Below are 26,848 nucleotides of genomic sequence, written 5' to 3' on the forward strand. Positions count from 1 at the left end.
GACCGTCCAAGACGCTGCGTTAACATGGTGGTTCCGTGGATACGCGGATCACTTCCGAAGGAGCGGCGGACCGGATGTCCCGTATGGCAGCGAAGGATCGACGGGAAGAGCTGATCGCGGCCGCCCTTCGAGTCATGGTCCGCGACGGTGTGGCCAAGGCCACGACGCGTGCGATCGTCAACGAGGCCAAGATGCCGCTCGGCGTCTTCCACTACTGCTTCAACTCCCGCGAAGAACTCCTTCAGGAGGTCATCTCCCGTTTCACCGACCGTACGGTCGCGGCGGCACGGAAGGTCTTCGAGGGAGACGGCGACCTCACGTCACGTATCACCAGGAGTCTGAGCGCCTACTGGGACGCTGTGGAGCTCGACCCAGGAGAGCACCAGGTGAGTTACGAGCTCACCCACTACGCCCTGCGCCAAGCCGGATTCGAGGAACTCGCCCGTCAGCAGTACCGGCACTACCTGGAGGTCCACGAGGAACTCCTCGCGGAAGCGGCCAGAAGCACCGGAATCGAGTGGACCGTTCCCCTTCCGGTCCTGGCGCGCTATCTCAACTCGGTACTGGACGGCGTCACGTTGTGCTGGCTGGTCGACCGCGACACCGAGCGGACGCGCGAGGTCCTGCATCTGACCGGCGAGCACCTCATGGCGCTCGCCGGTCGCAAGGAGTGAGCCGGGGCGGGCCTCAGTCGAACAGATCGGGCTGTTCCGCGGTGATCTGGTCCCACAGCGGGCGGAACTGGAACCAGCCCGGAAGCGCGCCGGAGATCTGCGCCCGGACCTGCCGCGCCGTCTCCGGGTCGATGATCTCCGGTTTCCCCGCGGCCATGGCCAGCAGTTGGGCCTGGCAGGAGCGCTCCATGGTGATGAAGTACCAGGCCGCCTCGGCGACTGACGCCCCGACCGTCAGCAGCCCGTGGTTGCGCAGGACCACCGCCTTGCCGTCACCCAGCGCCGCTCCGATCCGGCGCCCTTCCTCGGTGTCGTTGACCACGCCCCGGTAGTCGGCGTAGAGGCCGTGGTCCTCGAAGAAGGCGCAGGCGTCCTGGGTGATGGGCTCCAGCGGGACACCGAGAGCGGAGAAGGCCTTGCCGTGCAGGGAGTGGGTGTGCGCGGCGGCGACCACGTCCGGCCTGGCCCGGTGCACCTCGGAGTGGATGCAGAACGCGGCGTTGTTGACCGGACGTCGGCCCTCCAGGAGCGTGCCGTCGTGGTCGACGAGGATCAGGTCGGAGACCCGGATCCGGCTGAACGCCATGCCGAAGGGGTTCACCCAGAACGCCGACGGGTGCTCGGGGTCGCGGGCCGTGATGTGTCCGGCCACGCCCTCGGAGAAGCCGAAGCGGGCGAACAGGCGGAAGGCGGCGGCGAGTTCCCGCTTGCGCACCAGGCGCTCCTCCTCGACACCCAGGTCCGGGTCGGGCAGCGGAAGGTGCACACCTTCCGGCAGGGCGCCGACGGAGGCGTGCGGAGCTGCGTCGGATGTCACGGTCATGGGTCTGGCCTCTCGTGAACTGAACGGTGGGTGAGGGGAGTTACTCGGCACGGCCACCCAGGCCCGCGCCGTACAGGACGTCGGCCAGGCGCACCATGAACCGGTAGGCCGCGGGCCGGTACGGGATCATGTGCGGGTCCCTGCGCATCGGGAACCGGTTCGTGCTGACGGACTGGAGCCTCGTGTACTTGCGGATTCCTTCGGCGCCGTGCCGGACGCCTAGTCCCGAGTCCTTCCAGCCGCCCATCGGCAGACCTAGCGCCATGTAGTTGGTCTGCGCGTCGTTGATCGTGACGCAGCCGGCCTCGATCCGCTCGGCCAGCCGGCGGGCGCGCCGCGTGTCCGATCCGACGACGGTGGCCTGCAGCCCGTAGTCGCTGTCGTTGACCAGTCGGACGGCCTCCTCGGCGTCGGCGACCTTCATCACGGGCAGCGTGGGGCCGAAGGTCTCCTCCCGCATGCACGTCATGGTGTGGTCGACGTCGACGAGCAGCGTGGGCTCGAAGAACCGGCCGGGGCCCGGTCCGGCCCGGCCGCCCGCGAGGACCCGGGCACCCTTGGTCAGCGCGTCCTGGACGTGGTCCTCCATGACGGCCAGTTGGGGCGGGAAGGTCACGGCCCCCACGTCGGTGCTGCCGAGTCCGGCCGGCCTGCCGGAGGTGACCTGCCGGAACCGTTCGCGGAGCAGGTCGAGGTAGGCGTCGTAGACGGACTCCTCGACGTACACCCGCTCCACCGAGGTGCACATCTGGCCGCCGTTGGAGAGGGCGCCCTGGACGGTGACGTTCACGGCCCGTTCCAGGGAGGCGTCGGCGAGGACGATCAGGGCGTCCTTGCCGCCGAGTTCGAGCGAACAGGGGATCAGCCGCTCGCCCGCGCGTGCCGCGACCAGGCGGCCGGTCCTCGTCGATCCGGTGAACATCACGAAGTCCGCGGTGTCCACCAGCGCCCGGCCGGTGGCTCCCGCGCCGGTGACGACCTGGAAAACGTCCTCGGGCCAGCCGCACTCGCGGGCCATCCGCTCCATCAGCAGCGCGGTCAGCGGGGTGTGTTCGGAAGGTTTCAGGACCACGGCGTTGCCCGCGGCGAGGGCGGGGATGGCGTCGCCGAAAGAGTTGAGCAGGGGGTTGTTCCACGGGCCGATGACGCCCACGACCCCGAGCGGTACCCGACGGGTGTACATACCGCGGCCCAGCACGAAAGGCGAGAGGGATCGGATCCTCGTCCCGGCGAGCAGCTTCCGGGCACGCCCGCCCCAGTGGGCGAAGGCGCTCGCACAGTAGATGATCTCGACGATCGCGTCCTCCTGCGCCTTGCCGTTCTCCTCGACGATCAGGTCGGCGATCTCCTGCCGGTGGGCCATGAGCCAGCGGCGACCCCGTGCGAGGTACCCGGCACGCGACCGGGCGTCCGATTCCGCCCAGTCCCGCTGTGCCCGCCGGGCCCGGGCGACCGCTCGCGTCACCTCTTCCGCGGACATGTCGGGGACGTGGCCGACCACGTCTCCGGTGGCCGGATTGTCCACTGCGATACGGGCGCCCACCGGGGCGCCGCCTGTCATGGGGGATCGAGTCTGAGCCACGGAAACTCCCGCCGGAACGTTGACTTCTCTTCGTTCAGAATGAGACGGTCACTCGTACAAGTCAAGCGTCTTGGTCATACGTCCAAGTCGCACACCTCGCGAAGGTCTCTCTCGATTCCCTCGCGAAGACCCCCTCGATCCGCGCCCCGAAGGAGCGGCCGGATGAAAGGAGCGGCCCGATGAAACGCACGGCGGACGTGGCGTTGCGCGGCCTGGGCGTGCCCGAGTCCCTGCGCTGGTACAGGGGAGCCCTGTGGTTCTCCGATCTCGCGCACGGCACGGTGCACCGCTGGGACGGCACCGGAGAACCGGAAACGGTGCTGAAGGTCCCCGGTCGGGCCGGCGGGCTCGGCTGGCTGCCGGACGGCCGCCTGCTCGTCGCCTCCATGGACGGAGGCCTGGTCTACCGACTGGAACCCGACGGCGAGCTGGCCGAGCACGCCGATCTGCGGCAGGTCGTCGGCGGTCCGGTCAACGACATGCTCGTCGATCCCCAAGGGCGGGCGTACGTCGGCAACTTCGGCTTCGACTACCACGCGTTCTCGCGCGAGAACGCGAACGCCATGCTCTACTCACCGCCCGGCCCGCCGGCCGCCTCCATCGCCTGCCTCGCCCCCGACGGTGGCCTGCTCGGTACGACGGAGCCGCTGCTCTTCCCGAACGGCACCCTGCTCAGCGCCGACGGCGGCACCCTGGTGGTGGCCGAGACCCTGGCCATGCGGCTCACCGCCCTCCCCCGGAACCCCGACGGGACCCTCGGGGAACCGCGCCCCTGGGCCCCGCTGATCCCACCGCTGCTCTGGCGCCTCCTGAACCACCCGGGACCGGCCGGACGCTTGACCCGCCGGGTCTCGGCGCTCCTGGACCGTCCCGCCGTCGCCAAGCGCTCCGCGTCACCGATCGCCCCGGACGGAATCGCCTGGGACGCCGACGGCGAGACGGTCTGGGTCGCCAACGCGCTCCGCGGCGAGTGCGTACGGGTCGCCCCCGGCGGCCGGGTGCTCGACCGGGTCGCGACCAGCCAGAACACCCTGTGCTGCCTGATGGCGGGAGACGACGGACGCACGCTGTTCGCCGCCACGGTGCCGACGGACGATCCGGTCCGCGCCGCCGAACTGAACGGCGGGCGCATCGAGTTGGTCAGGCTGTGAGCCCCCGATTCAGGGCAGCTCCGGTCCCTGTCCACACACCGGCCCGGACGGCCGGCCGAGAGGAGCCTGTGGCCATGCGTACACCATCCGCGAAGGGCCAGGTCGTGCTCGTGACCGGCGCGGCCAACGGAATCGGTGCCGCCGCGGCCGAACTCGCGATCGCGCGCGGCCATCGCGTCCTGCTGACCGATGTCGACGAGAAGGCCGTCCTGGCCCGGGCCGGCGAGCTGGGCCCCCGCGCCACCGGCCTCGTGCTGGACATCCGGAGCACGGAGGACTGGAGCCGCGCGTTCGACGTGGCGGAAGCCGCGTTCGGAGCCGTCGACGTCCTGGTCAACAACGCCGGCATCACCCACACGGGCCACGCCCGGGATCTGAGCCCCCAACAGCACCGCGACATCGTCGAGATCAATCTGCTGGGCACGATCAACGGGGTCTGTACGGCGGTCGAGCGCATGACCGCGCGGGGCCGCGGCCACATCATCAACGTCTGCAGCATGACGGCGTTCCTGCCGCTGCCCGGATACGCCACCTACTGCGGAACGAAGTACGGGGTGCGGGCCTTTCACCACAGCGTCGCCATCGAGGAACGCGACGGCCCTCTCGACTTCACGATCATCCATCCCCCGTCCACCCGGACGGACATGCTCGCCCGGGAGATGGCCGATCCGGCCTGCGCCATCACCTTCGCGGAGAAGTCGTACGCGCCCGAGCGGATCGCCCGGGCCGTGGTCGACGCGATCGCCGGCAAACCGGTCGAGGTGGTGTTCCCGCCGCTCGCGGGCCGCGTCCAGCGGATCGCCGGAGTCTTCCCGAGGCTGATGCGCCGCGTCATCCCCCTGGCGGAGGCCCGGGGGCGCCGACAGCGGGAGGGGCTCCTGTCCGCTCCCCGGCATCGCACCTGACCGTCCGTCGAACACCCACCGCGCCGCCCCGGCCGCCACCGGTCCGGTCGGCGGCGCCAACCTCCCAGAAAGGTGCGGATATGACCGCGCACACGATGTCCGGTCCGGACACGACAGGGGCCGGCTCCGCCGTCGCCGGTACCGGCGAGGTTCGGATGACCCAACTGAGCCGGGCGACCGAGCACTTGGAGCCGCCGTTCGCCGTGGTGGACCTCGACGCGTTCGACGCCAACGCCGCGGAACTGGCCCGTCGCACGGCCGGACGGGCGACCGTCAGGCTGGCCAGCAAGTCGGTCCGCAGCCGCGACCTCGTCCGGCGCGCCGCCGGGCGGCCGGGATACCGGGGCATCCTCGCCTTCACCCTGCCCGAAGCCCTCTGGCTGGCCGAGGAGCACACGGACGTCGTCGTCGGATATCCGACGACGGACCGCACGGCGCTGCGGCGGCTCGCGGCGGACGAGCGCGCCGCCGCACGCGTCACCCTGATGATCGACTCCGTAGGCCAACTGGACTTCGTCGACGCGGTGGTGGGCGCCTCCCGTCCCGAACTGCGCGTCTGCGTCGACCTGGACGCCTCGCTGGAACTGGCCGGCGGCCGTCTCCACCTGGGCCCGTACCGCTCGCCGGTGCACTCCCCGCCGCAGGCCGCCGCCCTCGCCCGGGCCATCACCGAGCGAGCCGGATTCCGTCTGGTCGGAGTCATGTCGTACGAGGGCCAGATCGCCGGACTCGGGGACAACCAGCCCGGGTCACCCCTGCGGCGGGCCGCGATCCGCGCCATGCAGCGCTTCTCCGCCCGGGAACTGGCCGACCGGCGTGCCGCGGCCGTCACCGCCGTCGAGGCGGTCGCACCGCTGGAGTTCGTCAACGGCGGCGGCACGGGCTCCGTCGAGCAGACGGCGGCCGAGGACGTCGTCACGGAGATCGGCGCCGGGTCCGGCCTGTACGGGCCGGGGCTGTTCGACTTCTACCGGCGCTTCAAGCCGCGCCCCGCCGCCTACTTCGTGATGTCCGTCGTACGACGCCCGAACGCCGTGGCCGCCACCGTCCTAGGCGGCGGCTGGATCGCCTCCGGTCCCCCCGGCCGCGACCGCCAGCCGACCCTGAGCTGGCCGCGCGGGCTGCGCATGAACCCCAGGGAAGGAGCCGGGGAGGTGCAGACCCCGGTGCTGGGCGCCGCCGCGCGCGGGCTGCGGCTCGGCGACCACGTGTGGTTCCGGCACGCCAAGGCGGGCGAACTGTGCGAGCGCGTGAACACCCTCCATCTGGTGTCGGGCGCGGACGTCGTCGACCAGGTCACCACCTATCGCGGCGAAGGACACGCCTTCCTGTGACCCGCACCGCCGGGACCGACACCGGCCACGAGCCGACCGAACCCGTCACCAGGAGCTGGACCGCCCTGTTCGGTCTGGTCTGGTTCGGGTACTGGATGGCCGCTCTCGTACCCCTCCAACTGCTGCTCCCCCAGCAGTTGGAGGCGATCGATCCGACGTCCAAGGTGCGCGACTTCGCCGTCGTCAACGGTGTCTCGGGGCTGGTCGCGCTCATCGCCCTGCCGCTGTGCGGCGGACTGTGCGACCGTTCCCGCAGCCGCTTCGGGCGGCGAAGACTCTGGCTGGCCGGCGGAGCCCTGGCGTTCGCCGCCGGCCTGGTCGTCACCGGCGAACAGACGACGGTGACCGGTGTGGCCGCGGCGTGGGGGGCCACCATGCTCGGGCTCGGCGCGGCCACGGCCGGGCTGACCGCCACCGTCGCCGACCGGGTCCCGGCCGAACAGCGCGGCATGGTCTCCAGCGTCATCTACGGACCTCAGGCCCTCGGCGTGGTGGTCGGCATAGCCGTGGTGTCCGTTCTCGGCCTCACCCCCGCGAGCGGCTACACCGTCGTGGCGGCCTGCCTGCTCGTCTGCACCGTGCCGTTCCTGAGGCAGCACCGCGACACCGCTCGCGTCTCCGAGCCTCCGCTGGGAGCAAGGGCGTTGCTCACCTCGATGGGCCGCTCGCTCCGATCACGCGAGTTCGCCTGGGCGTTCGGGGGCCGGCTCCTGGTCAACCTCGCCAATTCTCTCGGCACTTGCTACACGCTCTACTTCCTGACCGACGCCCTGAAGGTCCCCGACCCGGCCGCATCCCTGCTGGCCTGCACCCTCCTCTACGTCCTGGCCGGCATCCTGGCCACGGTGGTGGCGGGGGTGCTGTCCGACCGCCTCGGCCGACGGCGGATCTTCGTAGCGCTGGCGGCGCTGCTCCAGGCCGGCGCGGGTTTCCTCCTGGCCGGCTTCCCGAACCTCCCCGTCACGCTGGTGGCGTCGGCCGTCATGGGCGGAGGCTTCGGCGCCTACATGGCCGTCGACCAGGCCTTGATCACCCAGGTCCTGCCCGACGCCGAGAGCCGGGCGCAGGACCTGGGGATCATGAACATCGGCACGGTCGTCCCGCCCACACTGGCCCCGCTGATCGCGAGTCTCTTCATCACCTCGGACCGCGGCTATCCGCTCCTGTTCACCTGCGTGGGCGCGACCGCGGCCATGGGAGCCCTGCTCGTGTACCGCATCCGGTCCGTCCGCTAGCGCGTCTCCGACCGGCGTTCTCCCGGAACCTCTTCCGTCTGGCAGAAGCCGCCTTGCCCGCCCCCGGCAGGCGTCACGACCCTGGATCCAACCACGGCACACGGGGCGACGATGCCCCGCCGACAGGGACGGGAACGCCATGCCTCACATGACCGCCTTCGCCAGGAACCAGTGGTACGTCGCCGCCTACAGCCACGAGGTCGGCCGCGACCTGCTCGGCCGGACGATCCTCGGCGAACCCCTCGTCTTCTACCGCACCGAGGACGACGGCACCGTGGTCGCGCTGCACGACCGCTGTGTGCACCGCAGGTTCCCGCTCTCCGAGAGCCGGCTCGACGGGGACCGGATCGTGTGCGGGTACCACGGGTTCACGTACGACACGACGGGCGCCTGTGTGTACGTGCCGGGGCAGAAACGCGTCCCCCGCACCGCCCGCGTCGCCTCGTACCCGGTGGCCGAGCAGGACGCGCTGATCTGGGTGTGGATCGGCGACCCGGCCCTCGCCGACCCGCAGGTCCTCCCCCGCGCCCCGCACCTCGCCTCCCCCGACTGGGTCACGGTCAGCGGCATGGAGCCGATCGACGCCGACTACGGCCTCCTCGTCGACAACCTCCTCGACCTCTCCCACGAGACATATCTGCACGGCGGTTACATCGGCTCCCCCGAGGTCGCCGAGACCCCGATCACCACTGAGGTCGACGAGGGCGCGGGCGTCGTACGGGTGAGCCGGCACATGGACGACGCCGAGTGCCCGCCGTTCTACGCAAGGTCCACGGGGATATCCGGGCGGATCACGCGCTGGCAGGACATCGAGTACCACGCGCCCTGCCTCTACCTCCTGCACAGCCGGATCGCCCCGGTCGGCGTGCTCCCCGAGGCGGACGGCAGCGACCCGAACGGCTTCCACACCGAGATCACCTACGCCATCACGCCCTCGTCGGACGGCAAGGTGTACGACTTCTGGGCGGTCTCCCGCGACTGGGCCACCGACGACGCCGAGGTCACCGAGTTCCTGCGGAGCAACAACCACACGGTCGTGATGCAGGACGTGGACGCGCTCAACCTCCTTCAGAAGACGCTGGGTTCGGAGCGCAGCGGCTATCAGGAGCTGAGCATCAACATCGACACCGGTGGTCTCGCCGCCCGCCGTATCCTCGCCCGGCTGGTCGAGGAGGGCGCCAAGCCCGTGGAGAGGGTCCAGTGACCGCTCCGACCGGCGAGGTCTACCGCATCGACTGGCTGCCGGGCACCGACGTCCTGCACGGCACCTGTCACTGCGGCCGCGAGCACACCTCGCAGGACCCGATCGAGATGTGGGAGTGGATGCTCGCCCACCCCCGCGGCCACGCGGTCGACGACCAGCCACAGGGAGCCGGCACATGACCGACCACGAGACCGAACTCGTCGTGGCGGAACGGGAGTTCGCGGCCGACGGCGTGCTCGCCCTCACCCTGCGCCACCCGCTCGGCGAGCAACTCCCCACCTGGGAGCCGGGTGCGCACATCGACGTCGTGCTCGGCCCCGGTCTGGAGCGCCAGTACTCGCTGTGCGGCGACCCCGCGGACCGTACGGCCTGGCGGATCGCGGTGCTGCGGGAGCCGGCCGGGCGGGGTGGATCGGCCTATGTGCACGAGGAGTTGGGGCAGGGCGACAAGGTGCGGGTGCGCGGTCCGCGCAACCACTTCCGGCTGGAGCCCGCGCCGCGCTACCGCTTCGTCGCGGGCGGCATCGGCATCACCCCCCTTCTGCCGATGCTGGCCGCGGCGGAGGCGGCGGGCGCGGAGTGGAGCCTGCTCTACGGCGGTCGCACTCGCGAATCCCTGGCGTTCGTCGGGGAGTTGAGCCGCTACGGCGAGCGCGTCACCCTCGCCCCGCAGGACGAGGTCGGGCTGCTGGACCTGCCGTCGGTCCTCGACGGCGTCCCCGAGGGCACCCTCGTCTACTGCTGCGGACCCGGGCCGCTGCTCGACGCGGTCGAGGAGCGGTGCCCGAGCGGGATCCTGCGGGTGGAGCGGTTCCAGCCGAAGGTCCGACAGACGGGCGCCGACAGCGAGTTCGAGGTGGTGCTGGAGCAGAGCGGCAGGACGGTCACCGTCCCGGCCGGGGTGTCCGTGCTCGACACCGTGCGCGCCGCCGGGGTCGAGGTGCTCTTCTCCTGCACCGAGGGCACCTGCGGGACCTGCGAGACCGACGTCCTCGAAGGCACCCCGGACCACCGGGACTCGGTGCTGAGCGAGGAGGAGCGGGCGGCCGGCGAGACGATGCTCATCTGTGTCTCGCGCTGTCTGGGGAAGCGGCTCGTGCTCGATCTGTGATCCGCAGATCGTCGTCGATCCGCGCCACCGCCGCCAGCAACTGAGGCAGCAGGTCCCGCCGTACGGCGTCGGCGGAGTGCCGGCCGGCGTGCGCCCCGACGCTCACGCCGGCGACCACCGCGCCGTCCCGGTCCCGCACCGGGGCGGCGACCGCTCTGAGCCCCTCCTCCAGTTCCTCGTCGAGGAGCGCGTACCCCTCGTGCCGTATCCGCCGAAGTTCCTTGCGCAGCACGTCGGTCGGCGACCGGGCGTCCAGTTCCGCATCCGGTAGGTGGGCCAGGAGCACCCGGCCGACGGCGGTGGCCCGGGCCGGGTGGCGGGTGCCGACGGTGATCGTGGCGGCCAGAATGCGGCGGGCCGGAAGCGCGGCGACGTGGACGACGTCGTCGCCGTCGAGGACGCACAGGGACGCCGACTCCCCTGTCCGCGCGACGAGTTGCTCCAGATGCGGGGCCACGATCTGCGGCAGGGTGGAGCCGGCGAGGTAGGAGTAGCCGAGCTCCAGGACGCGCGGGGTGAGCCGGAACAGGCGCCCGTCGGACTGGACATAGCCGAGGTCGGCCAGGGTCAGCAGCAGCCGGCGGGCGGCCGCGCGGGTCAGCTCGCAGGCGCGCGCCACCTCGCTGAGCGTCCGGGCGGGGTGCTCGGCGTCGAAGGAGCGGATGACGGCGAGACCGCGCTCGAAGGACCTCACGAAGTGCGGTGCGCGGACTGCCGCAGGCATCGTCGCCTCCAGACGGACGCACGAAGTGCGCTCCGGGAGCACGGTAGAAGCGCGATTCGATAACTGTCAACAATTTTGTTAGCCAAACCATTGACCGGATCGGACGCCGGGTTCTACGTTCCCGCTGAGCACCAAGAAGAGCACCACTGTGCGCTGTGCGCACAGCCTGTCGGAACACCGATGTCTGCACAGGAGGAGCCATGCGTCGTCTGCTCGCCGGTCTCACGGCCGGCACATTCCTGCTCGCCACCGCGGCCTGTGGCTCGTCCGACGGCTCAAGCACGTCGAAGAGCACGTCGTCCGGGGGCATCACCACGGTCAAGGTGGGGGTCATCCCCATCGTCGATGTCGCGCCGCTCTATCTCGGCCAGAAGAAGGGCTTCTACACCAAGCACGGCCTGAAACTGACCACGACCCTCGCGCAGGGCGGCGCGGCCATCGTGCCGGGTGTGGTCAGCGGCCAGTTCCAGTTCGGCTTCTCCAACATGACCTCGCTGATGCTCGCCCAGACCAACGACGTCCCCGTGAAGGCCATCGCCAACGGCGTCGCCTCAACGGGCGTGTCCGGCAAGGACTTCGGGGCCCTGGTCGTCAAGAAGGGCAGCACCCTCAAGTCGGCGAAGGAACTGGAGGGCAAGAAGGTCGCGGTCAACACGCTGAAGAACATCAACGAGACGGCCGTACGCGAATCCGTCCGCAAGGCCGGCGGCGACCCGGACAAGGTGAAGTTCGTCGAGCTGGCCTTCGACCAGATGCCCGCCGCGCTCGACAAGGGCCAGATCGACGCCGCGATGGCCGTCGAACCCGCGCTCACCACCATGCTGGGCCAGGGCGCGCAGCAGATCGCCTGGCCGATGGTCGACGTGGCGAAGGACCTCACCGTCGCCATGTACTTCACCTCGCAGACCTACGCCACGAAGAACCCGGCCGTCGTCAAGGAGTTCCAGGAGGCCACCGCCGAGTCCCTGGCCTACGCCGACGCCCACCCGGACGAGGTCCGGCAGATCGTCGCCACCTACACCAAGGTTCCCGCGAGCGTGCTGGCCAAGGTGATCCTGCCCAAGTGGCCTGCCGACCCGAACCGTTCCTCGATCGAGGCGCTGGAGAAGCTCAGCCAGTCCGACGGGCTCTTCAAGAAGTCCCCCGACCTGGACACGCTGCTCCCGTGAAGGGACTGAACACCGCACTCGGTGCGGCCGGACTCGCGGCCTTCCTCGCTCTCGGCGAGGTCGTGCCGCGCGTCGGCATCGTCAAGGAGGCCTACTTCCCGCCGACGAGCAGGATCGCCTCCGCGTTCTGGGACGAGCTGAAGGACGGCGCGTTCTGGTCGGCGCTCGGCGACACCCTCACCGGCTGGGCCCTCGGCCTCGCGATCGCCGTCGGCGCGGGCATCGTCGTCGGCGTCCTGCTCTCCGTCGTCCCGCACCTGCGCGAGGCGACGGCCTCGACGATCGAGTTCCTGCGCCCGATCCCCTCGGTCGCCCTCATCCCGCTCGCGGTGCTGCTGTACGGCACCGAACTCAAGTCGGTGCTCCTGCTCGTCGTCTACGCCTCCTTCTGGCAGATCCTCATCCAGGTCCTCTACGGCGTCCAGGACGTCGACCCGGTCGCCGAGGAGACGGCACGGTCCTACGGCCTGGGCACCTGGGCCCGGGTGCGGCACGTGCTGTGGCCGAGCGCGCTGCCGTACGTCATGACGGGTGTGCGGCTGGCGGCGGCCGTCGCGCTGATCCTCACCATCACCGCCGAACTGGTCATCGGGGCACCGGGGTTGGGGGCGACCATCGCGGTCGCGCAGACCTCGCAGGCGGTGCCCGAGATGTATGCCCTGATCGTGGTCACCGGGCTGCTGGGGCTGCTCATCAACGTGGGCGCGCGCACGGTGGAGCGGCGGGCGCTGGCCTGGCACCAGTCGGTGCGCGGGGAGGTGGCGGTGTGAGGCGGGTTCTGATCCGGCTGCTGTTCGTCGTCGCACTACCGGCGGTACTGGTCGCCGTATGGTGGCTGGCTTCGGACGGCAGTACCAATGTGTACTGGCCGCCGCTGCGCACCACCCTGCGGACCTTCCCCGACGTGTGGACCGGCGACCGGCTGAAGTCCGACGTCCTGCCCAGCGTGTGGCGGCTCGCGGCCGGCTACGCGGGCGCCGCCGTGGCCGGGGTCGCGCTCGGCACCCTGATCGGCTCCTACCGGCGGGTGCGGGCGGTGTGCGAACCGGTCCTGGAGTTCCTGCGCGCGGTGCCGCCACCGGTGCTGGTCCCGGTCATCATGCTGTTCGCGGGCATCGGCGACACGATGAAGATCGTGGTCATCGCGAGCGGCTGCGTCTGGCCCGTCCTCCTCAACACCGTCGAGGGCGTCCGCGCGGTCGACCCGGTGATGCAGGAGACGGCCCTCTCCTACGGCATCACGGGCACCGCCCGCCTGCGGAACCTGGTGCTGCGCGCGGCGAGCCCGCAGATCTTCGCGGGGCTGCGCCAGGCGCTGTCCATCGGGATCATCCTCATGGTCATCAGCGAGATGTTCGGCGCCACGGACGGACTGGGCTACGCCGTCGTCCAGTTCCAGCGCAGCTTCGCGATCCCCGACATGTGGACCGGCATCCTCGTCCTCGGGATGCTGGGATTCCTGCTCTCCGTCGTCTTCCAGGTGGTCGAGCGGCGGGTGCTCGGCTGGTATCACGGTCTGCGCGCGGCCACCCGCCGGTCCCCGTGAACATCGTGAAAGGGCGGTCCATGCACGCGCTACTCGACGTATCCGGCCTGAACAAGGTCTACGAGGGCTCCGGTCGCCGGGTGGAGGCGGTGCGGGACCTCACGTTCACCGTCGACACCGGTGAACTCGTCTGTCTCGTCGGCCCGTCGGGCTGCGGCAAGACGACCCTCCTGAAGTGCATGGGCGGACTGCTCACCCCGACCGGGGGCGAAGTCCGCCTGAGCGGCCAGAAGGTGAGCGGTCCGCCGCCCGGGATGGCGTTCGTGTTCCAGGAGTACGGGCGCAGCCTGTTCCCCTGGATGCGGGTCGCCGAGAACATCGAACTCCCCCTCAAGCAGAAGGCGTTGACCAAGGCGCGCCGGCGCGAGCTGGTCGCGGACGCGCTGGAGTCGGTGGGGCTGACGGATGCCGCGGGAGCATATCCGTGGCAGCTGTCGGGCGGTATGCAGCAGCGCGTCGCGATCGCCCGCGCGCTCGCCTACGAGCCCGAAGTCCTCTTGATGGACGAGCCGTTCGCGGCGGTGGACGCGCAGACCCGGGCCGATCTGGAGGACCTGGTACGGGGGTTGTGGCGGGAGCGCGGGATCACGATCCTGTTCGTGACGCACGACATCGACGAGGCCGTGTACCTGGGCGAGCGGGTGGTAGTCCTGTCCGCGTCCCCGACCGTCGTGCAGGAGCAGCTGAAGGTCGATCTGCCCGTGGAGCGCGACCAGTTGCACACCCGGGTCGCCCCGCGCTTCGCCGAACTGCGGACCCATGTCTACGAGCAGATCCAGGCGGCGAAGCGCGGGACGCTCCCGGTCCAGGACGCGCTCACCAAGTCCGATACGCCTCCCCTTCGCTGACGGCGCTGCGAAGCCAGGCAGCCGTGTCCCGCGGGAGGCGGCCCCGGTCGTCCAAGGGGCCGCTGGTGAGCAGGAGTTGGGTGTACGGCGGGAGTTCGGCGGGTGTGTCCGACAGGTTGACCACGCAGGTCGCGCCGTCCGTGCGGGTGAAGGCGAGGACGCCTTCGGGGGCGGGCAGCCAGGTGAGAGGGCTGTTGCCGAAGGCCGGGCGGAGGCGGATCGCCTCACGGTAGAGGTGGAGCATGGAGTCGACGGTCCGCTGCTGACGGTCGACCGCATACGACGTCCAGCCGACCGGCTGCGGAAGCCACGGTTCACCGCGCGAGCCGAAGCCCGCGTACGGCGCGTCGGCCACCCAGGGCAGCGGCACCCGGCAGCCGTCGCGGCCGGGGTCGGTGCCGCCCGACCTGAGGTACATCGGATCCTGTATGCGGTCGACCGGCAGCTCGACCTCGGGCAGACCCAACTCCTCCCCCTGGTACAGGTAGACCACTCCGGGCAGGGCCAGTGACAGCAGGGCCGCCGCCCGGGCGCGGCGGGTGCCGAGGGCGAGGTCGGTCGGGGTGCCGAAGGCCTTGGTGGCGAAGTCGAAGCCGGTGTCGGCGCGGCCGTAGCGGGTGACCGTGCGGGTGACGTCGTGGTTGCAGAGCACCCAGGTGGCGGGTGCGCCGATCGGGGCGTGCTCGGCGAGGGTCTCGTCGATCGAGGCGCGCAGCCTGTCGGGGTCCCAGGGGCAGGACAGAAAGGCGAAGTTGAAGGCGGTGTGCAGTTCGTCCGGGCGCAGATAGCGGGCGAAGCGTTCGGTGTCGGGGAGCCAGACCTCGCCGACGAAGACCCCGTCGTACTCGTCGGCGACGGCCCGCCAGGCGCGGTAGATGTCGTGGAGCTCGTCGCGGTCCACGAAGGGGTTCGGGTCGCGGCCCTCGACGAAGTCGGGCAGGGCGGGGTCCTTGGCGAGCAGCGCGGCCGAGTCGATACGGACGCCCGCGACCCCGCGCTCGAACCAGAACCGCAGGATGTCCTCGTGCTCCTGACGCACCGCCGGGTGGGCCCAGTTGAGGTCGGGCTGTTCGGGGGTGAAGAGGTGGAGGTACCAGTCGCCGTCGGGGAGGCGGGTCCACACGGGTTCGGTGGAGCCGGCGAACTGGGACGGCCAGTCGTTGGGCGGGAGTTCACCGTGCTCGCCGCGCCCCGGGCGGAAGTGGAACAGCTCACGCTCGGGGCCGCCGGCCAGGGCGGCGCGGAACCACGGGTGCTGGTCGGAGACATGGTTGGGCACGATGTCGACGATCGTGCGGATTCCCAACTCCCGTGCCTCGGCGATGAGTTTCTCGGCCTCGGCGAGCGATCCGAAGGCCGGGTCGATGGCGCGGTAGTCGGCGACGTCGTAGCCGCCGTCCTTCAGCGGTGACAGATACCAGGGGTTGAACCACAGGGCGTCCACGCCGAGTTCGGCGAGGTAGGGCAGTCTGGAGCGGACGCCCGCCAGATCGCCGGTGCCGTCGCCGTCGCCGTCCGCGAAGCTGCGGACGTACACCTGGTAGATGACGGCGGAGCGCCACCAGTCGTGGCTGAGGGCAGGGGTGGGCTGTCCCACGGTGCTGGCCTTTCTGTCGGAGGGCGTCGAGGGGCGGTGTCAGCCCTTCGTGCTGCCCGCGCTGATCCCGGCGATGATGTGGCGCTGGAAGACCAGGAACATGGCGACCATGGGGATGCTCGCGATCACCATCGCGGCGATGAGCACGGTCAGTTGGATGTTCTGCGACAACTGGACGAGGGCCACGCTGATCGGCTGTTTGCCGGTGTCGGAGAAGACCATCAGCGGCCACAGGAAGTCCTGCCAGACGGCGACCAGCGCGAAGATCGACACGACGCCGAGCACCGGCCGGGACATGGGCAGCACGATGGACCACAGGATGCGGAGTTTTCCGGCGCCGTCGATCTCGGCGGCCTCCATGACGTCGCGCGGGAGCTGGTCGAAGAACCGCTTGAGGAGATACAGGTTGAAGGCGTTGGCGACGGCCGGCAGCCAGATGCCGAGGGGGTCGTTGAGCAGGCTGGTGTGGATCAGTGGGAGGTCGGCGACGGTCAGGTACTTCGGTACGACCAGGGCCTGCGCCGGGACCATCAGCGTCGCCAGGATGCCGCCGAGGATCAACTTGCCGAAGGCGGGCTTCAGTTGGGAGAGGGCGTAGGCGGCCGCCGTGCACAGGACCAGTTGGAACGCCCAGGCGCCGGCGGCCTGGACGACGGTGTTCCACAGGTGCTGCGGGAGTTGCATCAGGTCCCAGGCGTCGGTGTAGCCGCTGAGGTGCCAGTGCTCGGGGATCAGGGTGGGCGGGGTCCGCGCCACCTCGTCCGGCGACTTCATGGCGCCGGTGACCATCCAGTAGACGGGGAAGAGGAAGGCGAGCGCGAAGAGCACGACGACGCCGGTGAACACGGTCCAGTAGACGGCCCGGCCGCGGGGCCGGCCGAGTGTCGCCGGGGAGAGCAGCGTACGGGTGGCGGTCACAGGTCGTCCTCTCCGGAGCGGGTCAGCCGCAGATACCCGGCGGAGAAGACGCCGAGCAGCACGAGGAGCATCACGCTGAGCGCGCAGGCGCCGCCGAAGTCGTTGTAGAGGAAGGCGTATTTGTAGATCAGGTAGAGGACGGTGACCGTGGCGTTCTCCGGGCCGCCGCCCGTGATGACGAACGGTTCCGTGAACACCTGCATCGTGGCGATGATCTGAAGGAGCATCAGCATCAGGATGACGAAGCGGGTCTGAGGGATCGTCACGTACCGCACGCGCTGGAGGAGGCTCGCGCCGTCGAGTTCGGCGGCCTCGTACAGCTCGCCGGGGATGGACTGGAGCGCGGCCAGATAGATCAGGACGGTGCCGCCCATGTTGGCCCAAGTGGCCACGATGACCAGGGAGATGAGGGCGGTGTCGGTGCCGTTGGACCAGTTCGAGGTGGGCAGGTGCAGGAAGCGCAGCGTCTCGTTGGCGAGGCCCGCCCCGGGGTCGTAGAACCACTTCCACAGCAGGGCGGTGACCACCGGCGGGATCATCACGGGGAGGTAGACGACGATCCTGAAGAACGCCTTCCAGTGCCTCAACTCGTTGAGGACCAGGGCGAGTACGAACGGGATCGCGAAGCCGATGAGCAGGGCCAGCAGGGTGAAGACGAGGGTGTTGCGCCAGGCGGCGGTGAACTCGGGGTCGTGCCAGACACGGGTGAAGTTGGCGGTACCGACCCACTCTGGCGAGGAGCCCGGCGTGTACTTCTGGAAGGCGATCACGACCGCGCGGATCGCCGGGTACCAGGAGAACAGGGCGAAGCAGAGGAGCCCGCCGATGAGGAACGCGTAGGCGCGGGCCTGGTCCAGGAGGCGGCGCCGCCCCCGGCCCCCTGCCGGGGGCGGCGCCTGGACCGGTTCTGCCGCCGTCGCCTCGACGGGGCTCCGGGTGGCCGTCCGGGTCATCGGGTCAGCCCCGGGCCAGGATGCCGTCGATCTTTCCGGAGGCGTCCTTGAGGAGTTGGTCGATGTTTGCGTCCTTCTTGGTGAGGACGGCGGAGACGGCTCCGTCGAGGACGGAGTAGATCTGCTGGGCGTCCGGCGGCTCGATCTTCATCTGGAGGGACTGGTTGCCGTCGAGGAAGGCCTGGTAGTTCTGCACCGGGACATTGGCGTTGGCCTTCTTGACCTGCTGGTCCTTGGCGTCGGCGGCGCCGGTGAACAGCCGCGGCTCGGGCAGTCCGACGGGTGCGTTCGCCTTCTTGGCGCGGGCGTAGTCGCCGAGGAAGCCGGTTCCGGGTGTCAGGAACATGTGGTCGAGCCACTTGAGGCCGGCGCGGATCTGGGCGGGCGTGTCGTGCTTGTTGAACATGTAGCCGTCGCCGCCGATGAGCGTGCCCTGGCCGCCGGGCATCGGGCCGAGGGCGAGGTCGTCGTAGTTGCCGCCCTTCTCCTTGACCAGGATCGGGATGTTGTCCGGGGCGGAGAGGTACATGCCGAGCTTGCCCGAACCCATGAGCTGCTGCACGTCGTTGATGACGAGGAGCTGCTTGCTGCCCATCGAGTTGTCGCCCCAGCGCATGTCGTGCAGGTTCTGCAGGACGGCCTTGCCCTGGGGTGTGTCGACGGTGGCCTTCTTGCCGTCGGCGCTGACGACGTCACCGCCCTGCGAGTACATCTCGGCGGTGAAGTGCCAACCCCCTTGGTTCTGGGCGCTGTAGTCGGCGTAGCCGACGGTGCCCTTGCCGAGCGCGGCGATCTTCTTGGCGTCGGCGCGGACCTCGGCCCAGGTGGCCGGGGGCTTGTCGGGGTCGAGACCGGCCTGTTGGAAGAGCTTGCGGTTGTAGATCAGGCCCATCGAGTAGCCGGTGCGGGGGATGCCGTAGATCTTGCCGTCGACGGTGTAGATGTCGCGCAGTTGCCGCTGAAGAGTGTCGTAGCTCTTCAACTCCTTGATGTACGGCGTGAGATCGGCCGCCTGGTTGATGTTCACGACGTGCTTGGCGTCGGTGAAGTACGTGTAGAACACGTCCTCCATCTGACCGCCGGCGAGTTTGGCGTCGAAGGTCTTCGGGTCCTGGCACGGGAACGCGTCGTGCGTGACGACGTCGATGTCCGGGTTCTGCTTCTCGAAGGACGCGACGTCGGAATCGAAGAACGTGCGGTCGACCTTGGCGCTCTTGGGCGGCTCGCAGTTGACCGTGATGCGCGTCTTGCCGCTCGCCGAGTCGTCGCCGGACCCGCAGGCGGCGGCGGTGAGCGCGAGCGAACAGACGCCGATCGCGGCGAAGGTGCGGCGGAACCCGGTGCTTCTCATCGGTGGACCCCTTTGGGCAGGAGCGGTGGGCGCCGCACACTCAAGCACCGCCGACACCTGTCCGCAAGATGTCGCGCAGAATCTGTAATTATTCGACAGCGCGACGGCTCTCAGCCGCGCGGCGCTTGCGCGGTGGAACCGCGGACCACCAGTTCCGGTTCGAAGAGGAGCTCCTCGGCGGGTACGGCGGTGCCGCCGACCTGAGAGTTCAGCAGCTCCACGGCCGCCCGGCCCATGGCTTCGATGGGCTGGCGGACGGTGGTCAGCGGGGGCTCGGTGCAGTTCATGAAGGCGGAGTCGTCGTAACCGACGACAGAGATCTGTGACGGTACGTCAAGTCCCTTGCGGCGAGCGGCCCTTATGGCACCCAGGGCGAGCGGGTCACTGGCGCAGATGATGCCGGTGACGCCCCGGTCGATCAGCCGGGAGGCGGCGGCGTGGCCGCCCTCGATGGAGAAGATGGCCCGCGCGACGAACTCGTCCGGCAGGTCCCCGGCCAGGGCCCGGGCGGCGGCCAGTTTCCGCGCCGACGGCATGTGGTCGGCCGGTCCGAGGACGAGCCCGATGCGCTCGTGCCCGAGGGAGGCGAGGTGCCGCCAGGCCTGCTCGACGGCGACCGCGTCGTCGCACGAGACGGCGGGGAAACCGAGGTGGTCGATGGCCGCGTTGACCAGGACGACCGGGATGTTGCGCTCGGCGAGCAGCCGGTAGTGGTCGTGCGGCGCGTCCGCCTGCGCGTAGAGACCGCCGGCGAAGACCACTCCGGAGACCTGCTGTTCCAGCAGCAGGGTCACGTAGTCGGCCTCGGAGACGCCGCCCTTGGTCTGGGTGCACAGCACCGGGGTGAGGCCGAGTTGGGCGAGCGCGCCGCCGATCACCTCGGCGAAGGCGGGGAAGATGGGGTTCTGCAGCTCGGGCAGCACCAGTCCCACGAGCCGCGCGCGTTCACCGCGCAGTTGGGTGGGCCGCTCGTAGCCGAGGACGTCCAGGGCGGAGAGCACCGCCTGTCGGGTCGGCTCGGAGACTCCCGGTTTGCCGTTGAGCACCCGGCTGACCGTGGCCTCACTGACCCCGACCTTCTTCGCCACCTCAGCAAGTCGTCGCGTCATGCGCGCAAGAATAGCGCAAGATACGCAAGTGGTTTGCGTTATCGGGCGGAAGAAAGAAACGGATCGGTGTTACCGGTGCCGGTCAGTCGTGGGCGGCCCACAGTCCGCGGACATGCCCGAGGTGGCGGGTCATGATCTCGCGTACAGCCCGCTCGTCCCGGTCCAGCAGGGCGTCGAGGAGTTCCAGATGCTCCTGGGCGGAGGCCAGCAGGCGTCCGGCCTCGACGAGAGCGGTCAGCCCGTAGAGGCGGGAGCGCTTCCGCAGGTCGCCGACGACCTCGACGAGATGGGCGTTGCCGGCCAGGGCGAGCAGCGCGAGATGGAAGCGGGTGTCGGCCTCGACGTACGCGATGAGGTCACCGGTCACGGCGGCGCCGACGATCTCCCGGGCGGCCGGACGCAGCGCCTCCAGCGACACGGGGTCGGTGCCGGCGGCCAGCCCCACCACCGTGGGGATCTCGATCAGCGCGCGGATGTGGGTGTACTCGTCGAGCTGCCTCTCGGAGACCGCGGTGACCCGGAACCCCTTGTTCGGGACGGTGTCGACCAGCCCCTCCTTGGCGAGGTCCAGCATGGCCTCGCGCACCGGGGTCGCCGAGACACCGAAGCGGGCGGCGAGCGTCGGCGCGGAGTACACCTCGCCCGGCCGCAGTTCGCCCGCGATCAGCGCGGCCCTCAGGGCATCGGCGACCCGCTCGCGGTAGCTGCTCTTCGTGCCGCCCAGCGAGGGCAGCTCCGGAGCGGTGGCGGGCGGGGCACTGGTGCGCTGGGCGGCCATCGGGTCTCCTAGTGGTGCAATGTCACACATGCCGCACGTCAGGCACGGTACGGGTCATGCGTGATGCAATGTCACGCGTGACATTGCCCCCATTATCCCCGAGCTAGAGGACGAATCCGCCCGGGAACGGGTCGGTGGGATCGAGCAGGTACTGGGCGGTGCCGGTGACCCACGCTCGCCCGGTGAAGCTGGGCAGGACGGCGGGGAGGCCGGCGACCTCGGTGGTGTCCAGCAGCCGCCCGGTGAACCGTGTCCCGATGAAGGACTCGTTCACGAACTCGGTGTGCAGCGGGAGTTCACCCCGTGCGTGGAGCTGTGCCATGCGGGCGCTGGTGCCCGTGCCACAGGGCGAGCGGTCGAACCAGCCCGGGTGGATCGCCATCGCGTGCCGCGAGTGCTGAGCGGTGGCGCCGGGCGCGTACAGGTGGACGTGATGACAGCCGCGGATGGAGGGGTCCTCCGGGTGGACGGGCTCGTCCCGCGCGTTGATCGCGTCCATGAGTGACAGGCCCGCCTTGATGATGTCGTCCTTGCGGGACCGGTCGAAGGGCAGCTCGAACTGGTCCAGCGGCAGGATGGCGTAGAAGTTGCCGCCGTACGCCATGTCGTATGTCACCGTCCGCCCGTCGGCGAGGGTGGCCTTGCGGTCCAGGCCGACGGAGAACGACGGGACGTTCCTGAGGGTGACGTTCTTCGCGGCGCCGTTCTCGACCGCGACCTCGGCGACGACGAGTCCGGCCGGGGTGTCGAGCCGGATCGTGGTGACCGGCTCGACGACCTCGACCATGCCGGTCTCGACGAGCACGGTGGCCACGCCGATCGTGCCGTGCCCGCACATCGGCAGATAGCCGGAGACCTCGATGTAGACGACGCCCCAGTCGCAGTCCGGGCGGGTGGGCGGCTGGAGGATCGCGCCGCTCATCGCGGAGTGGCCGCGCGGTTCGTTCATCAGGAACTGCCGGATGTGGTCGCGGTGTTCGCGGAAGTACAGCCGCCGCTCGTTCATGGTCGCGCCGGGGATGGTGCCGATGCCGCCGGTGATCACCCGGGTGGGCATGCCCTCGGTGTGCGAGTCGACGGCGTGCAGGACGAGTGTGCTGCGCATGACGCTCCTGGTGGATCGATGCGAGGGTGCTCAGGCGAGTCCGGCCGCGACCGCCTTCTCGGTGGCGGCGCGCACGACGGCCTCCTGCTCGGGCAGCAGCGGGACACGCGGCGGGCGGACCGGTCCGCCGTGCCGGCCGACGATGTCCATGGACAGCTTGATGGCCTGCACGAACTCGACCTTGGAGTCCCAGCGCAGCAGCGGGTGCAGTTGCTCGTACAGCTTCTTCGCGGTGGCCAGGTCGCCGCCGGTGGCCGCGTGGTACAGCTCGACGCTCGCGGCGGGCAGCGCGTTCGGGTAGCCGGCCACCCAGCCCTTGGCGCCGGCGAGCGCCAGCTCCAGCAGAACGTCGTCGGCGCCGATCAACAGGTCGAGTTCCGGGGCGAGTTCGGCGAGCTGGTAGGCGCGTCGGACGTCTCCGGAGAACTCCTTGACGGCGTGGATGTACCCCTCGCCGTGCAGCTTGGCGAGGAGTTCCGGCACCAGGTCGACCTTGGTGTCGATGGGGTTGTTGTACGCCACGATCGGCAGCCCCGCCTTCGCGACCTCCGCGTAGTGCGCGAGGACGGAACGCTCGTCGGCGCGATAGGCGTTGGGCGGCAGCAGCATCACGGAGGCACAGCCGGCGTCGCGGGCCTGCTCGGCCCAGCGCCGGGACTCGGCTGAGCCGTAGGCGGCGACGCCGGGCATCACCCGCGCGCCACCGATCGCGGCGACGGCCGTCTCGACGACCTTGGCGCGCTCCTCGGGAGTGAGCACCTGGTACTCACCGAGCGAGCCGTTGGGCACGACGCCGTCGCAGCCGTTGTCGACGAGCCAGGAGCAGTGCTCGGCGAACTTGCCGTGGTCGACGGCCAGTTCGTCGGTCAGCGGGAGCGCGGTGGCGACGAGGACGCCGCGCCAGGGGCGGTTCGGGGCGGTGGTCATGGGGAGTCCCCTCTCGATGGTTCTGATCGGTCGTCGTCGGTCCCGCCGGCGCGCGCCAGCACACCGAGCGGCACAGGAAGCGCGAACGGCCGCCGGGATACGGCGAGTTCGCACCCGGCGAGCCCCGCCACCCCGGGTCCGCACATCCGTCCCTGGCACCAGCCCATCCCGGCCCGGGTCAGCAGCTTCACGGTCCGTACGTCACCGGCGCCGAGCCCGTCCACCGCCTCGCGGATCACGCCCGCCGTGACCTCCTCGCAGCGGCAGACGACGGTGTCGTCGGTGACGAGGTCGGCCCAACGGGCGGGCGGCGCGTACACGGCTTCGAGCGCGGCGGAGAACTCCCGTAGTCCGCTACGGGACTTGGCGGCCCTCGCCCAGGTGCGGGGGTCGGGTTCGGTGCCGTTCAGGCGTGCGGCGGCGGAGCGTCCCGCGATATGGCCCTCGGCGAGGGAGAGGGCGGCTCCGCCGACGCCGGTGGTCTCGCCCGCCGCCCAGACGCCGGGGACGTCGGTGCGCTGTTCGTCGTCGACGTGGACGTCCGTCCCGTCGAGCCGGCAGCCGAGGGTCTCGGCGAGGTCGGTGTGCGGGAGCATGCCGTGGCCGACGGCGAGGGTGTCGCAGGCGATACGGCGCGCGGTGCCGGGCCGGACCCGCCCGTCGGTGTCGAGCGCGGCGACGCTCACCGCCTCCAGCCGGTGAACGCCGTGCGCCTCGACGACGGTGTGCCGGGTGAGCAACTCGACGCGGCGGCGTAGGAGTTGGGCGGCATAGCGGGCACCTTCGGCGACTTTGCCCGGCTGCGCGCCGAGTGCGCGGGTCCGTCGTAGGAACGCCTTGGGGTCGGCGGACTCGACGAGCGCGGCCACGTCGACTCCGGCGGCCGCGAGTCCGGTCGCCACCGGGAGCAGGAGGGGGCCGGTGCCGGCGACCACGGCGGTGCGGCCGGGGACGGCGAGGGTGCCTTTGAGCATGGCCTGGGCGCCGCCCGCGGTGAGGACTCCGGGGAGGGTCCAGCCCGGGAAGGGGAGGACCTTCTCGTAGCCGCCGGCGGCGATGAGGACGGCGTCGGCGCGCACCTCGACCGGGTCCTCCTGCGCGGGGCCGAGCAGGGCGTGCACGGTGAAGTGGTCCGACCGGCGTTCCACGAACCAGACATGATGGTCCGTCAGGTGTGTCACGCGGCCTGCCCTTACCTGCTCGTCGAGGGCGTCCCGCAGCCGCTCCCACGTGCGCCACTGGTGGTGCAGGGCCTGTGGGCGACGGGCGTTCAGTCCGGTGGCGGGCTGCCGGTGGAACTGTCCGCCCGCCCGTGCCCCCGAGTCGAGCAGGGTGACGCGCACGCCGTGCGTCGCGGCGGCCGTCGTGGCGGCGAGTCCGGCCGGGCCCGCGCCGATCACCGCGAGGTGCGGTCGGTCAGTCATCGTGGCCCGTCCCCTCCTGGGTGCGGATGGCGTCCCCCGGGTGCAGGGGCACCAGGCAAGCCCGTTGGTTCGGGCGGTCGTTGACGGTGACGAGGCAGTCGTAGCAGATCCCGATCCCGCAGAAGACGCCGCGCGGGCGTCCCTCGCCGCGGGTGGTGCGCCAGGACGTCACGCCCGCCGTCCACAGCGCGGCGGCGACGGTCTGGCCGGGGAGTGCTTCGATCTCGCGGCCGTCGAGGGTGACCGTGAAGGCCGGGTCCGGGTGGGCCCCGGCGAGGTCCAGGGGGGATCTCACGCGCCCTCCTCGACGGGGAGGCGGTCCGGGAAGCGATCGGGGCGGAAGGGTGTCGGGTCGAGGTCCGGGGGCCTGCCGCTCAGCAGTTGGGCGATCAGGTGCCCGGTGCCGGTGGCGAGTCCGATGCCGGCGCCCTCGTGCCCGCAGGCGTGCACGAGGCCGGGGACACGGGGATCGGGGCCGACGGCGGGGAGGTGGTCCGGGAGGTAGGGGCGGAAGCCGAGGTAGGAGCGCATCGCGCGGACGTCGGACAGGAACGGGAACAGCTTGGTCGCGCCCGCCGCCAGCGCCCGCAGGACCGGAAGCGAGAACGTGCGGTCGAAGCCGACGCGTTCGCGGCTCGCGCCGATCAGGACGGGCCCGGCGGCCGTGCCCTCCACGACCGGTGAGGTCTGGAGGGCGGCCGAGTCGCTGGCCACGTCGGCCACGTAGTCGGCGGCGTACACCTTGTGGCGGACCAGGCGCGGCAGCGGCTCCGTGACGAGGACGAAGCCGCGGCGCGGGAGGACGGGGAGGGCGACTCCGGCGAGGGCGGCGAGTTCACCGCCCCAGGTGCCGGCCGCGTTGACGACGGTGGGGGCGAGGATGTCGCCCCGGTCGGTGCGTACGCCGTCGACGGCGCCGTCCGCCTTGAGGAGCACGTCCGCCACCGTGTGCCCGGTGAGCAGGCGGGCGCCCGAGGCCCGGAGGAGGTGGGCGGCGGCCAGGGCGGGCATCACCTGAGCGTCCTGGGGGTAGTGCACGCCGCCCGGAAGGCCGGGGGCGAGTCGGGGTTCGAGGTCGTGGAGCGCTTCGCCGTCGACCGGTTCGGCGACGACTCCGGCGGTGCGCTGGCCCTCGGCGAAACGCTGGAGCGCGGTGAGGCTGTCGGGTGTGGAGGCCACGACGAGGCCGCCCTTGGCCTCGTATTCGACGAACTCCCCTAGTTCCTGGGCGAGTTGGTCCCACAGTCGGCCGGAGAGGAGGGCGAGGTCGAGTTCCGGGCCGGGTTCCTTGTCGGAGACGAGCAGGTTGCCCTCGCCGGCGCCGGTCGTGCCACCGGAGACCGGGCCACGGTCCACGACGACGACATCGAGGCCCGCACGAGCTGTGTAGAGGGCGCAGGCCGCGCCCACCATTCCGGCTCCGACGACCACGACATCGCAGGTCAGTACCTTGCTCACGACAGTACTATGTCACATGACGCCATAGCTGGGAATGCCGCCACGCACGTCGTTCGAGGCGAAGCCGACGTCGGGGCCGGGGCTCAGTCGGCCGCCGGGACCACCCGCAGATGCGCGGTGCCGCGCCCCTTCCCGCGGGCCCTGACGGGTGCGCGGCGGGTCTCGCGGAGGACCAGCGTCAGGCGTGAATAGCCCATGTTCTCAAGGGTTTTGGGGGTCTCACCGACGATCCGGCAGTCCGTCGCGCCCCAGCGCGGGTCGGGGTGCAGCACCGGGCGGACCGCTCCGTCGTGCTCCACGGCCTCCGCGCCGACCGCGCGGATCCAGTGCGGCAGCCCCTGCCGGTAGGCGGCCTCCATGATGGGGTCCTGGGCGATGTCACGGCGGATCGCCTGCAAGGCGTGGTCGTGACCGTGGTTCTCCACGACGGAGGCGAAGTGGGCCAGCATCGGCAGGCACCAACGCGACTCGTGCTCGCCGAGAACGGTGCTCGCGTCGGGGTGGAAGAGGACGAAGCGAAGGAAGTTGTCGCCCGGCATGGCCGTCGGATGCGGGCCGACCGCCCGGAAAAGTGACTTGAACGCGCCGTTGGTCAACACCACGTCCCAGCGGTGGTCCATGACGACGGAGGGGAAAGGAACGGCCTCCAGCAGCGTGGCGTAGTCCAGCAGATACGCCCGGGCCTCGGGACTCTCGGGGACGGGCCGCGGCGCTGACCGCTGCCCACCTGCCTGGTACGCCATCGGGAGGTCACCCCTCTTGCCTATGCGGCCTTCTCGCGGCGCCTTGATCCTGCTGCCCCGACGCGAGCCGTGTCAACTATCGTGGCATTTCATGCTGGTTGACGGCTGAAATTGGCCACAGTTGTGGCGAGACCTGGATGCGAGTTCGAACGAACCGCTACCCTCCGGGATGTTCACGG

At 70.6% G+C, this 26,848-nt stretch carries 27 protein-coding genes; 12 read left to right on the top strand and 15 right to left on the bottom strand.

What is annotated here, in order from left to right; all coding sequences use genetic code 11:
* Positions 1-74: 74 nt before the first annotated feature.
* Positions 75-674 carry a TetR family transcriptional regulator gene (locus AB0M63_RS38140; RefSeq protein ID WP_355924105.1) on the top strand — a complete coding sequence of 200 codons (600 nt, stop codon included), beginning with the start codon at positions 75-77 and terminating at the stop codon, positions 672-674.
* A gap of 13 nt (positions 675-687) precedes the next feature.
* On the opposite strand, the gene AB0M63_RS38145 is transcribed toward AB0M63_RS38140, so the two are convergent.
* Together AB0M63_RS38145 and AB0M63_RS38150 are read right to left on the bottom strand one after the other, a co-directional pair.
* Positions 688-1,497: a class II aldolase/adducin family protein gene (locus AB0M63_RS38145; protein ID WP_355924103.1), complete on the bottom strand. Its 810-nt coding sequence runs from the start codon at positions 1,495-1,497 to the stop codon at positions 688-690.
* A 40-nt stretch (positions 1,498-1,537) separates the two neighbouring features.
* Positions 1,538-3,079, bottom strand: a complete 1,542-nt coding sequence (locus AB0M63_RS38150) for a succinic semialdehyde dehydrogenase (RefSeq protein WP_366022571.1) — start codon at positions 3,077-3,079, stop codon at positions 1,538-1,540.
* Between the two features lie 179 nt (positions 3,080-3,258).
* Between AB0M63_RS38150 and AB0M63_RS38155 the strand changes: the two genes are divergently transcribed.
* The 7 genes from AB0M63_RS38155 (at position 3,259) to AB0M63_RS38185 (ending at position 10,019) form a co-directional block, all read left to right on the top strand.
* Positions 3,259-4,230: an SMP-30/gluconolactonase/LRE family protein gene (locus AB0M63_RS38155; protein ID WP_366022572.1), complete on the top strand. Its 972-nt coding sequence runs from the start codon at positions 3,259-3,261 to the stop codon at positions 4,228-4,230.
* A 74-nt stretch (positions 4,231-4,304) separates the two neighbouring features.
* The gene (locus AB0M63_RS38160; RefSeq protein ID WP_366022573.1) at positions 4,305-5,135 is read left to right on the top strand and encodes an SDR family NAD(P)-dependent oxidoreductase; all 831 of its coding nucleotides are present in this window, start codon (positions 4,305-4,307) and stop codon (positions 5,133-5,135) included.
* A 155-nt stretch (positions 5,136-5,290) separates the two neighbouring features.
* Positions 5,291-6,469: an amino acid deaminase/aldolase gene (locus AB0M63_RS38165; RefSeq protein WP_366022662.1), complete on the top strand. Its 1,179-nt coding sequence runs from the start codon at positions 5,291-5,293 to the stop codon at positions 6,467-6,469.
* A complete protein-coding gene (locus AB0M63_RS38170; RefSeq protein WP_355924095.1) occupies positions 6,466-7,704 on the top strand; it encodes an MFS transporter in 1,239 nt (412 codons plus the stop codon). Before AB0M63_RS38165 ends, AB0M63_RS38170 begins: the two co-directional genes overlap by 4 nt.
* Before the next feature lie 139 nt (positions 7,705-7,843).
* Positions 7,844-8,908, top strand: a complete 1,065-nt coding sequence (locus AB0M63_RS38175; protein WP_366022574.1) for an aromatic ring-hydroxylating dioxygenase subunit alpha — start codon at positions 7,844-7,846, stop codon at positions 8,906-8,908.
* Positions 8,905-9,087 carry a hypothetical protein gene (locus AB0M63_RS38180; protein ID WP_355924091.1) on the top strand — a complete coding sequence of 61 codons (183 nt, stop codon included), beginning with the start codon at positions 8,905-8,907 and terminating at the stop codon, positions 9,085-9,087. The genes AB0M63_RS38175 and AB0M63_RS38180 overlap by 4 nt, the downstream gene beginning before the upstream one ends.
* On the top strand, positions 9,084-10,019 hold the full coding sequence (locus tag AB0M63_RS38185) for a PDR/VanB family oxidoreductase (RefSeq protein WP_366022575.1): 936 nt from the start codon (positions 9,084-9,086) through the stop codon (positions 10,017-10,019). Before AB0M63_RS38180 ends, AB0M63_RS38185 begins: the two co-directional genes overlap by 4 nt.
* Here AB0M63_RS38185 and AB0M63_RS38190 read toward each other — a convergent pair.
* Positions 9,970-10,743 (bottom strand): IclR family transcriptional regulator C-terminal domain-containing protein, encoded by a 774-nt coding sequence (locus AB0M63_RS38190; RefSeq protein WP_355924087.1) that lies wholly within the window; start codon positions 10,741-10,743, stop codon positions 9,970-9,972. The genes AB0M63_RS38185 and AB0M63_RS38190 overlap by 50 nt on opposite strands.
* A gap of 200 nt (positions 10,744-10,943) precedes the next feature.
* Between AB0M63_RS38190 and AB0M63_RS38195 the strand changes: the two genes are divergently transcribed.
* Genes AB0M63_RS38195 through AB0M63_RS38210 form a run of 4 tightly spaced genes read left to right on the top strand, consistent with a single transcriptional unit; the run spans position 10,944 to position 14,306 of the window.
* A complete protein-coding gene (locus AB0M63_RS38195; RefSeq protein ID WP_355924085.1) occupies positions 10,944-11,912 on the top strand; it encodes an ABC transporter substrate-binding protein in 969 nt (322 codons plus the stop codon).
* Positions 11,909-12,682, top strand: a complete 774-nt coding sequence (locus tag AB0M63_RS38200; RefSeq protein ID WP_366022576.1) for an ABC transporter permease — start codon at positions 11,909-11,911, stop codon at positions 12,680-12,682. Before AB0M63_RS38195 ends, AB0M63_RS38200 begins: the two co-directional genes overlap by 4 nt.
* Entirely contained in the window at positions 12,679-13,458 is a 780-nt protein-coding gene (locus AB0M63_RS38205; RefSeq protein WP_366022577.1) for an ABC transporter permease subunit, read from the top strand. The genes AB0M63_RS38200 and AB0M63_RS38205 overlap by 4 nt, the downstream gene beginning before the upstream one ends.
* A 20-nt stretch (positions 13,459-13,478) precedes the next feature.
* Positions 13,479-14,306, top strand: coding sequence for an ABC transporter ATP-binding protein (locus AB0M63_RS38210; protein ID WP_366022578.1), 828 nt, complete (start codon positions 13,479-13,481; stop codon positions 14,304-14,306).
* Here the strand turns inward: AB0M63_RS38210 and AB0M63_RS38215 are convergent.
* The 12 genes from AB0M63_RS38215 to AB0M63_RS38270 form a co-directional block, all read right to left on the bottom strand.
* A complete protein-coding gene (locus AB0M63_RS38215; RefSeq protein WP_366022579.1) occupies positions 14,275-15,903 on the bottom strand; it encodes a glycoside hydrolase family 13 protein in 1,629 nt (542 codons plus the stop codon). The two genes, AB0M63_RS38210 and AB0M63_RS38215, sit on opposite strands and share 32 nt — an antisense overlap.
* A gap of 39 nt (positions 15,904-15,942) precedes the next feature.
* Complete coding sequence (locus AB0M63_RS38220) at positions 15,943-16,821, bottom strand: carbohydrate ABC transporter permease (protein WP_355924075.1); 879 nt, start codon at positions 16,819-16,821, stop codon at positions 15,943-15,945.
* Positions 16,818-17,774: a sugar ABC transporter permease gene (locus AB0M63_RS38225; protein WP_366022580.1), complete on the bottom strand. Its 957-nt coding sequence runs from the start codon at positions 17,772-17,774 to the stop codon at positions 16,818-16,820. Before AB0M63_RS38225 ends, AB0M63_RS38220 begins: the two co-directional genes overlap by 4 nt.
* Before the next feature lie 4 nt (positions 17,775-17,778).
* A complete protein-coding gene (locus AB0M63_RS38230; RefSeq protein ID WP_355923210.1) occupies positions 17,779-19,125 on the bottom strand; it encodes an extracellular solute-binding protein in 1,347 nt (448 codons plus the stop codon).
* A gap of 110 nt (positions 19,126-19,235) precedes the next feature.
* On the bottom strand, positions 19,236-20,234 hold the full coding sequence (locus AB0M63_RS38235; protein ID WP_355923208.1) for a LacI family DNA-binding transcriptional regulator: 999 nt from the start codon (positions 20,232-20,234) through the stop codon (positions 19,236-19,238).
* A gap of 82 nt (positions 20,235-20,316) precedes the next feature.
* On the bottom strand, positions 20,317-21,012 hold the full coding sequence (locus tag AB0M63_RS38240; RefSeq protein WP_366022581.1) for a GntR family transcriptional regulator: 696 nt from the start codon (positions 21,010-21,012) through the stop codon (positions 20,317-20,319).
* Between the two features lie 103 nt (positions 21,013-21,115).
* On the bottom strand, positions 21,116-22,117 hold the full coding sequence (locus AB0M63_RS38245) for a proline racemase family protein (RefSeq protein ID WP_366022582.1): 1,002 nt from the start codon (positions 22,115-22,117) through the stop codon (positions 21,116-21,118).
* 30 nt (positions 22,118-22,147) lie between these two features.
* Positions 22,148-23,044, bottom strand: a complete 897-nt coding sequence (locus tag AB0M63_RS38250) for a dihydrodipicolinate synthase family protein (RefSeq protein WP_355923202.1) — start codon at positions 23,042-23,044, stop codon at positions 22,148-22,150.
* Positions 23,041-24,468 (bottom strand): FAD-dependent oxidoreductase, encoded by a 1,428-nt coding sequence (locus AB0M63_RS38255; protein WP_366022583.1) that lies wholly within the window; start codon positions 24,466-24,468, stop codon positions 23,041-23,043. The genes AB0M63_RS38250 and AB0M63_RS38255 overlap by 4 nt, the downstream gene beginning before the upstream one ends.
* A complete protein-coding gene (locus AB0M63_RS38260) occupies positions 24,461-24,763 on the bottom strand; it encodes a (2Fe-2S)-binding protein (RefSeq protein WP_355923198.1) in 303 nt (100 codons plus the stop codon). The genes AB0M63_RS38255 and AB0M63_RS38260 overlap by 8 nt, the downstream gene beginning before the upstream one ends.
* Positions 24,760-25,926, bottom strand: a complete 1,167-nt coding sequence (locus AB0M63_RS38265; RefSeq protein ID WP_366022584.1) for an FAD-binding oxidoreductase — start codon at positions 25,924-25,926, stop codon at positions 24,760-24,762. The genes AB0M63_RS38260 and AB0M63_RS38265 overlap by 4 nt, the downstream gene beginning before the upstream one ends.
* 83 nt (positions 25,927-26,009) lie before the next feature.
* Positions 26,010-26,669, bottom strand: a complete 660-nt coding sequence (locus AB0M63_RS38270; RefSeq protein WP_366022585.1) for a hypothetical protein — start codon at positions 26,667-26,669, stop codon at positions 26,010-26,012.
* Positions 26,670-26,848: the final 179 nt, after the last annotated feature.

The organism is Streptomyces sp. NPDC051576 (assembly GCF_040681835.1).
Lineage (GTDB): Bacteria > Actinomycetota > Actinomycetes > Streptomycetales > Streptomycetaceae > Streptomyces.

Excerpts from the sequence above, each read along its gene's own strand:
- AB0M63_RS38140 (WP_355924105.1), top strand. The coding sequence starts at position 75 with ATGTCCCGTATGGCAGCGAAGGATCGACGGGAAGAGCTGATCGCGGCC.
- AB0M63_RS38145 (WP_355924103.1), bottom strand. The coding sequence starts at position 1,497 with ATGACCGTGACATCCGACGCAGCTCCGCACGCCTCCGTCGGCGCCCTG.
- AB0M63_RS38155 (WP_366022572.1), top strand. The coding sequence starts at position 3,259 with ATGAAACGCACGGCGGACGTGGCGTTGCGCGGCCTGGGCGTGCCCGAG.
- AB0M63_RS38160 (WP_366022573.1), top strand. The coding sequence starts at position 4,305 with ATGCGTACACCATCCGCGAAGGGCCAGGTCGTGCTCGTGACCGGCGCG.
- AB0M63_RS38165 (WP_366022662.1), top strand. The coding sequence starts at position 5,291 with ATGACCCAACTGAGCCGGGCGACCGAGCACTTGGAGCCGCCGTTCGCC.
- AB0M63_RS38175 (WP_366022574.1), top strand. The coding sequence starts at position 7,844 with ATGCCTCACATGACCGCCTTCGCCAGGAACCAGTGGTACGTCGCCGCC.
- AB0M63_RS38185 (WP_366022575.1), top strand. The coding sequence starts at position 9,084 with ATGACCGACCACGAGACCGAACTCGTCGTGGCGGAACGGGAGTTCGCG.
- AB0M63_RS38190 (WP_355924087.1), bottom strand. The coding sequence starts at position 10,743 with ATGCCTGCGGCAGTCCGCGCACCGCACTTCGTGAGGTCCTTCGAGCGC.
- AB0M63_RS38195 (WP_355924085.1), top strand. The coding sequence starts at position 10,944 with ATGCGTCGTCTGCTCGCCGGTCTCACGGCCGGCACATTCCTGCTCGCC.
- AB0M63_RS38210 (WP_366022578.1), top strand. The coding sequence starts at position 13,479 with ATGCACGCGCTACTCGACGTATCCGGCCTGAACAAGGTCTACGAGGGC.
- AB0M63_RS38225 (WP_366022580.1), bottom strand. The coding sequence starts at position 17,774 with ATGACCCGGACGGCCACCCGGAGCCCCGTCGAGGCGACGGCGGCAGAA.
- AB0M63_RS38230 (WP_355923210.1), bottom strand. The coding sequence starts at position 19,125 with ATGAGAAGCACCGGGTTCCGCCGCACCTTCGCCGCGATCGGCGTCTGT.
- AB0M63_RS38235 (WP_355923208.1), bottom strand. The coding sequence starts at position 20,234 with ATGACGCGACGACTTGCTGAGGTGGCGAAGAAGGTCGGGGTCAGTGAG.
- AB0M63_RS38240 (WP_366022581.1), bottom strand. The coding sequence starts at position 21,012 with ATGGCCGCCCAGCGCACCAGTGCCCCGCCCGCCACCGCTCCGGAGCTG.
- AB0M63_RS38245 (WP_366022582.1), bottom strand. The coding sequence starts at position 22,117 with ATGCGCAGCACACTCGTCCTGCACGCCGTCGACTCGCACACCGAGGGC.
- AB0M63_RS38250 (WP_355923202.1), bottom strand. The coding sequence starts at position 23,044 with ATGACCACCGCCCCGAACCGCCCCTGGCGCGGCGTCCTCGTCGCCACC.
- AB0M63_RS38255 (WP_366022583.1), bottom strand. The coding sequence starts at position 24,468 with ATGACTGACCGACCGCACCTCGCGGTGATCGGCGCGGGCCCGGCCGGA.
- AB0M63_RS38270 (WP_366022585.1), bottom strand. The coding sequence starts at position 26,669 with ATGGCGTACCAGGCAGGTGGGCAGCGGTCAGCGCCGCGGCCCGTCCCC.